This is a genomic window from Microbispora sp. NPDC049633 (assembly GCF_040675265.1).
GTDB lineage: Bacteria > Actinomycetota > Actinomycetes > Streptosporangiales > Streptosporangiaceae > Microbispora > Microbispora maris.
In genome coordinates this window covers 1-6,251 of record NZ_JBFAOO010000299.1, presented here as the reverse complement: position 1 = coordinate 6,251, position 6,251 = coordinate 1, and the positions used below count along the sequence as shown (strand labels likewise).

The 6,251-nt window shown below is 73.6% G+C and carries 8 protein-coding genes; 2 read left to right on the top strand and 6 right to left on the bottom strand.

Features of this window, described 5'->3' with window-relative positions; all coding sequences use genetic code 11:
- Window positions 1–368 (bottom strand): ABATE domain-containing protein (locus tag AB0J39_RS37365; RefSeq protein WP_363473577.1); only part of this gene is annotated, 368 nt, incomplete at its 3' end.
- 21 nt (window positions 369–389) lie between these two features.
- On the opposite strand from AB0J39_RS37365, the gene AB0J39_RS37360 reads away from it, so the two are divergent.
- Window positions 390–833: a VOC family protein gene (locus AB0J39_RS37360; protein WP_363473574.1), complete on the top strand. Its 444-nt coding sequence runs from the start codon at window positions 390–392 to the stop codon at window positions 831–833.
- Window positions 834–837: 4 nt separating this feature from the next.
- Here the strand turns inward: AB0J39_RS37360 and AB0J39_RS37355 are convergent, their stop codons facing one another.
- From AB0J39_RS37355 to AB0J39_RS37335, 5 genes are all read right to left on the bottom strand, one after another.
- On the bottom strand, window positions 838–1,443 hold the full coding sequence (locus tag AB0J39_RS37355) for a response regulator transcription factor (RefSeq protein WP_363473571.1): 606 nt from the start codon (window positions 1,441–1,443) through the stop codon (window positions 838–840).
- A complete protein-coding gene (locus tag AB0J39_RS37350; RefSeq protein ID WP_363473568.1) occupies window positions 1,440–2,564 on the bottom strand; it encodes a sensor histidine kinase in 1,125 nt (374 codons plus the stop codon). Before AB0J39_RS37350 ends, AB0J39_RS37355 begins: the two co-directional genes overlap by 4 nt.
- 20 nt (window positions 2,565–2,584) lie before the next feature.
- Window positions 2,585–3,310 (bottom strand): ABC transporter permease, encoded by a 726-nt coding sequence (locus AB0J39_RS37345; protein WP_363473580.1) that lies wholly within the window; start codon window positions 3,308–3,310, stop codon window positions 2,585–2,587.
- The gene (locus AB0J39_RS37340; protein WP_363473566.1) at window positions 3,310–4,206 is read right to left on the bottom strand and encodes an ABC transporter ATP-binding protein; all 897 of its coding nucleotides are present in this window, start codon (window positions 4,204–4,206) and stop codon (window positions 3,310–3,312) included. Before AB0J39_RS37340 ends, AB0J39_RS37345 begins: the two co-directional genes overlap by 1 nt.
- Before the next feature lie 107 nt (window positions 4,207–4,313).
- On the bottom strand, window positions 4,314–5,048 hold the full coding sequence (locus AB0J39_RS37335; protein WP_363473564.1) for an alpha/beta hydrolase: 735 nt from the start codon (window positions 5,046–5,048) through the stop codon (window positions 4,314–4,316).
- A 42-nt stretch (window positions 5,049–5,090) separates the two neighbouring features.
- Here AB0J39_RS37335 and AB0J39_RS37330 point away from each other — a divergent pair, with 42 nt between their 5' ends.
- Entirely contained in the window at window positions 5,091–6,071 is a 981-nt protein-coding gene (locus AB0J39_RS37330; RefSeq protein ID WP_363473561.1) for a YafY family protein, read from the top strand.
- Window positions 6,072–6,251: the final 180 nt, after the last annotated feature.

Genomic DNA, 6,251 nt, shown 5'->3' with positions numbered 1-6,251 from the left:
GTCGCGGCGGCGGCCCAGGACCTCAGCCCGTCGGCCGACATAACGGGCGTCAGCGGGGGCGCCGACGCCGCCGCGTTGACCGCGTCCACGTCGGCCTGCCTCGGCGTGCGTCCGTGGGCGCGGTCGCCGGCGAGCCCCCACAGGGCGGTGCGCAGGAGCTTGGCGCGGGCGAGGTCCTCCGCCGTCGCGTCCACCCGCTCCAGGCCGAGCCGGGACGCGGCGGCCCACCGGGCGAGGTCGTCCGGTTCGTGCAGCGTCTCGTAGTGGGCGTAGACCCCCACGCCGCCGCTCACGAGGAACTCCAGGCAGAGGGCACCCGGGTCGAAACGGAAGGAGACTCCGTCGCGCGGATGTAGCGTCAGGCTCATGTAACCACTATAAAGGGTTACATGACTCTCGAATGGAAGCTCGTCATCGACTGCGTCGACCCGCACGCGCAGGCGGCGTTCTGGGCGGAGGCCCTGGGTTACGAGGTGGAGGACAACAGCGCGCTGGTGGGCCGGCTCCTGGACGCCGGCGTGCTGGGGGAGGCGGAGGCGACCCCCGACCGGACGGCCTTCCGGACGCTGCGGGCCGTGCGGCACCCGGACGATCCGTTCGACCCGCACAGTGGCACCGGCCTCGGCCGCCGGATCCTCTTCCAGGCGGTCCCCGAGCCGAAGGCGGGCAAGAACCGCCTGCACATCGACCTGCACGCGGGCCCCGAGCGCAGGGACGCCGAGGTGGACCGGCTCAAGGCGCTCGGCGCCACCGTGCTGCGCACCGTGCAGGAGCCGGGCACCCACCACGTCACCATGGCCGACCCCGAGGGCAACGAGTTCGACGTGCAGTGAACCCCTACAGCCAGCCGTTGTGGCGGGCCAGGCGGGCGGCCTCGATGCGGTTCCTGGTGCCGGTCTTGCCGATGGCCGACGACAGGTAGTTGCGCACGGTGCTCTCCGACAGGTGGAGGCGGGCGGCGATGTCGGAGATCGTCGAGCCGTCGGCCGCCGCGGCGAGGACGTCGCGCTCCCGGTCGGTCAGCGGACTCGGGCCGGTGCTCAGCGCCGCCGCCGCGAGAGCGGGATCGATGACCCGCTCGCCGCGCAGCACCCGGCGGACGGCGTCGGCGAGCTCCTCGACCGGCCCGTCCTTGACCAGGAACCCCCGGGCCCCGGCCTCCATCGCGCGGCGCAGGTAGCCGGGCCGCCCGAACGTCGTGAGGATGAGCACGGCGCAGCCGGGCAGGTGTTCGCGCAGGTCGGCGGCGGTCTCCAGACCGCCGCGGCCCGGCATCTCGATGTCGAGCAGGGCCACGTCGGGACGGGCGCGCAGCGCGGCGTCCACCACCTCGTCGCCGTGGCCGACCTGGGCGACGATCTCGATGTCCTCCTCCAGACCGAGGAGCAGGGCCAGCGCGCCGCGCATCATGCCCTGGTCCTCGGCCAGCAGCACCCTGATCACTCGCCGTCCTCCTTCGCGTACGGCATGGTCACCCGGAGGAGGAAGCCTCCGCCCGGCGGCGCCATGGTCTCCAGGGCGCCGCCCGCGGCCTCCACCCGCTCGCGCAGGCCGGTCAGGCCGTTGCCCTCGCCGTACGGTTTCGCGGACGGGCCGTCGTCGCGGATCTCCAGCACGAGGTGCCCGCCGTCGTCGCGCAGGACGATCGCGCAGGCCGCCGCGCGGCTGTGCCGTACGACGTTGGTCACGCCCTCGCGCACGGCCCAGCCGAGCAGGGCGTCGGTCTCGGGAGCGGGCCGTACGGAGGACACGCGGACGGCCGCCTCGACGCCGGCGTCCGCGAGGGCGGCGCGTGCGGAGTCGAGCTCGGCGGTGAGCCCTCTGCCGCGGTAACCGGTGACGGCGGCCCGCACCTCGGTCAGCGCCTGCCGCCCGATCCGCTCGATGTCGGCCGCCTGCCCGGCCGCCTCGTCCGCGTCGACCCGCGCCAGCCGGCGTACGGCCTCGGCCTTGACGACCATCACCGAGAGCGTGTGACCGAGCAGATCGTGCAGGTCGCGGGAGAAGCGCAGCCGCTCCTCGGACACCGCGGCACGGGCCAGCTCCTCCCGGGTGGCCTTGAGCTCGTTGATGGCCTCCCACAGCCGGATGATGATCGCCGGAATGAGGCCGGCGGTGAACGTGCCCCAGATCATGGAGAGCACGCCGGTGAGGGATGCGCCGGCCGCTACGGCCACGGCCAGGGCGGCGGCGCACTCGGCGAGCAGCACCACGGGCAGGATCTTGCCGCGCACGGTGATCCCGGTGGCGACGGCCAGCATCATGATCAGGTAGAGCCAGTTGCCCTCGAACCCGGCGGCGGACGCCAGGACCACCGCCGCGAGCAGTCCCAGCGCCGGCAGGGCGCGCCGCCGGTCGGCGAAGGCGAAGTGCGTGGTGGCCACGTAGAGCCCGGCGGCGGCCAGCGCGGCCGGCCAGGCCAGCCAGAGGGGATGGGACCGGCCGTGCGCGATGTCCCACACGGGTGCCGCCGTCACGGCCACCCACATGTACATGCCCTTGGCGTCGGGGCCGCGCTCGCCCTCCCGCAGAGGATCGAGCCAGGTTCCGCGTTCTGTCGTCATGGGGAACGTCACATTAGCGGTCAGGCCCGGCGGCCGGCGCGGCGATAGCCGTGCACCGCGTAGGCGCCGAAGACGAGCAGCCAGGCCGACAGGATCGCGACCTGACGGACGGTGGGCACCTCGCCGAACGCGACCCGCCACGACAGACCGGCGTAGCTGTTCGACGGGGTCCACTCGGCGACCGCGCGCAGCCAGGACGGGAAGTTCTCGACCGGCACCCACAGGCCGCCGAGGATCGACAGCGTCAGCATGGTCGCGATGTTGGCCATCGCCGCGGACTGACCCGACAGGCGGTAGCCGTTGCCGAGACCGAGCAGGGAGAAGGGCACGGTGCCCGCCCACAGGAGCGCGACGATCGCCAGCCACCGCTGCGGAGGGAGCGTGACGTGGTTGGCCAGCACGCCGGCCACCAGCACGGCAGCGATGCTCGGCACGACGCCGACGATCCCCGTGACGACCTTCCCGGCCACGACCTGGGCGGGGGTCAGCGGGGTGAGCCGCAACCGGCGCAGCCATCCCGCCGCGCGGTCCTCGGCGATGCCGCTGCCGTTGTTGAAGGCGCCGCCGAGCGCGCCGTACGCCGCCATGCCGACCATCGTGTAGATCGCGGCGTCGTGCCGGTCGCCGGGGGCCAGGCCGAGGTTGGTGAAGAGGAGGTACATCACGACCGGCATGGCGATCCCGAAGATCACGTAACCGCCGTCGCGCATGGTCCTGATCAGTTCGAGCCGTACGTATCCCCACATCACGCGTTCTCCTTCGCGGTGAGGGCGACGAAGGCGTCCTCCAGATCCGCCGGAACGACCTCCAGCTCGCGTACGGCGCCCGCGCGGGCGAGGGCCATGACGGTGGCGTCGGAGTCGGCGCTGCGCAGATGGACCCGGCCGCCTTTGAACTCCATGTGACGCACGCCCGGCAGGGCCGCGAGCCAGGCGGACTCGCCGTCGGCCGTCACGCTCACCGTGGTCAGCGCCGCCGCCCGCTTGATCTCCGCGCTGGTGCCGTCGGCGACCACGCGGCCGTGACCGAGCACGACGACGCGGTCGGCGTGCTCGTCGGCCTCTTCCAGATAGTGCGTGGAGAACAGGATCGTCTTGCCCTGGCCGGCCAGCCCGCGCATGCCGTGCCAGAACTCGCGCCTGGCCTCCACGTCCAGCGCGGCGGTGGGCTCGTCGAGGACGATCAGGTCGGGGTCGCCGCACACGGCCGTCGCGAACCGCACGCGCTGCGCCTGCCCGCCCGACAGCCGGTCCACCCGGCGGTCGCGCAGGTCTTCGATCCGGGCGAGCGCGAGGACCCGGTCGAGGGGGAGGGGAGCGGCATAGGTCCCGGCCACGAAGGCCAGCAGCTCGCGGACCGTCACCCGGGGGACGAGGCCGCCCTCCTGCGGCATCGCGCCGACCAGGCCGCGCCGCACGGCCTGCTCGGGGTCGAGCCCGAACAGCACGGCCCGACCGGAGTCGGGCGCGAGCAGCCCGAGCAGCAGCGCGATGGTGGTCGACTTGCCCGCGCCGTTGGGGCCGAGCAACGCCACGGTCTGGCCGCGGGGGATGGCGAGCGTGAGCCCGTCCACGGCCCGTACGCGGCCGAAGTGCTTGGTCGCCGAGGTCAGGGACACGGCGTCGGGGGTGTTCGTGGTCACGGGGACGACGGTAGGCGGGCGCCGCCGGCCCGAGTAGATCGATCGATACGGCCCCGGGCGGGACAAATGTCCCACCCGGAAATCTACAATGTAAAGGCGCTGGCCTGTCACGAAACCTGAGCGAGAACCTCCGCCAGGTCCGCCGGGCGGGACAGCATCGGCCAATGACCGGTCGGCAGCTCACGCAGCTCCCACTCCGGCCCGCTCAGAGACGCGAAGAACGGATGCCCGGCCGAGATCAGCTCCTTGACCTGCGCGAGCGGGAACGAGCAGCTCACGAGCGTCTTCGGCAGCGCGGCGAACGCGGCGGCGTCCCCGCCGAGAGCGAGGGGCTGGGTGATCGTGCCGAGCGGCTGGCCGGTGGCCCGGGAGGCCATCAGCGCCCGCTCCCGCTCGCCCAGCCCGTCGAGGCTCGCGCCCGACTCCTCCAGTTCGTTCCAGGAGGGCAGGGGATAGCGCCAGCCGTCTTCGAGGCGCTTCTCGACGAACTCCCGCCCGGTGAGGTCGATCTGGGCCATGCCGTCCGGCACCGGGCCGCTCTCGACGTACACGACCCGGCTCACCCGGCCGGCCGCGCGGGCGGCGGCTCCGGTGACCGCGGCGCCGCTGCCGCTGTGGCCGACGAGCACGACGTCGTGCAGGTCCTCGGCCTCGATCAGGCAGGTGATGTCGCGGATGTGGGTGTCCAGATCCAGGGCGGGGGAGGCGAGGTGGGCGCGGTCGGCCAAGCCGGTGAGGGTCAGGGGATATGCCTCGTGGCCCATCCCGCGAAGGGCGGCGGTCACGTCCCGCCACGCCCACGCGCCGAGCCAGAATCCGGGAACCAGTACGTAAGTCGTCATGCGTCGACGCTAAAGCCGAATCAGGGCAGAATCGGTCCTGATATGTCGACCAATCGCGTTCTCGCCTTCCTGGAGCTGCTGCAGGCCCGGCCCGGACTCACCGGTCCCGAGCTCGCCGAGCGGCTGGAGGTGGACGTACGCAGCGTGCGCCGCTACGTGCGGAGGCTGGAGGACCTAGGCATTCCCGTGCAGGCCGAGCGGGGGCGCTACGGCGGCTACCGGCTGATGCCGGGATACCGGCTGCCGCCGCTCATGCTGACCGGCGACGAGGCCGTCGCCGTGGTGCTCGGGCTGCTCGCGGGCCGCCGGGCGAACCTGACGGTGGGCGAGGGGGCGGCCGAGAGCGCGCTCGCGAAGATCCGGCGCGTGCTGCCCGACGCCCTGCGCGACCGGGTCGGCGCCGTCGAGGACATGGTCGGCCTGACCTCCCGATCCGCCCGATCCGCCGCCGTGGCCTTGCGGCCAAGCGGGGCGACGCTGCTGACGCTCGCCGATGCCGCCCGCCGCCGCCGTCGCGTGCGGCTGGCCTACCGGTCGTACCGGGGCGAGAACAGCGAGCGGACGGTCGATCCCTACGGGCTGGTGTTCCACGCCGGCCGCTGGTACCTGACCGGCCACGACCACCGCAGGGGCGAGGTGCGGACGTTCCGGATCGACCGGATCGGCCAGGTGGCGGCCACGGAGGAGGAGTTTCCCGCGCCGGGGGAGTTCGACCCGGTCGCCCACGTGATGGAGTCGCTGGCGGGCGTGCCGTACCGGCATGAGATCGAGGTCGTGCTGGCCACGACGATGGAGGAGGCGCGGCGGCGGATCCCGCCGACCGTGGCCGCGCTCGCCCCGGCGGACGGCGGCGTCCGGGTGACCGGCCGCGCCGAACGCCTGGACGGAATGGCGCAGATGCTGGCCGGCCTCGGTGTGCCGTTCACCGTGGTGGGGCCGCCGGAACTGCGCGAGGAGGTGCGCGCGCTCGCCCGCCGCCTGCACGAGTGGGCCGGTCAGCCCTCGGACGCCGACCGCCGATGACGGCGAGCAGGGATCGCGATCACCTGCCCGGCTTCACGCGTTCTGGCCGAGAGGCCCCGCCGGCCCGCTCTGGGCCCGGGCGACGTCCAGCGCGGCGGCGTCGAGAGGACCCGGCCGCTCCCCGGCGTCGTGCTCGTCCGTCCGGGCCGCCCCGTACGCGAGCGGGCCGCCGGGCGGCAG

Excerpts from the sequence above, each read along its gene's own strand:
- AB0J39_RS37360 (WP_363473574.1), top strand. The coding sequence starts at position 390 with ATGACTCTCGAATGGAAGCTCGTCATCGACTGCGTCGACCCGCACGCG.
- AB0J39_RS37330 (WP_363473561.1), top strand. The coding sequence starts at position 5,091 with ATGTCGACCAATCGCGTTCTCGCCTTCCTGGAGCTGCTGCAGGCCCGG.
- AB0J39_RS37350 (WP_363473568.1), bottom strand. The coding sequence starts at position 2,564 with ATGACGACAGAACGCGGAACCTGGCTCGATCCTCTGCGGGAGGGCGAG.
- AB0J39_RS37335 (WP_363473564.1), bottom strand. The coding sequence starts at position 5,048 with ATGACGACTTACGTACTGGTTCCCGGATTCTGGCTCGGCGCGTGGGCG.
- AB0J39_RS37345 (WP_363473580.1), bottom strand. The coding sequence starts at position 3,310 with ATGTGGGGATACGTACGGCTCGAACTGATCAGGACCATGCGCGACGGC.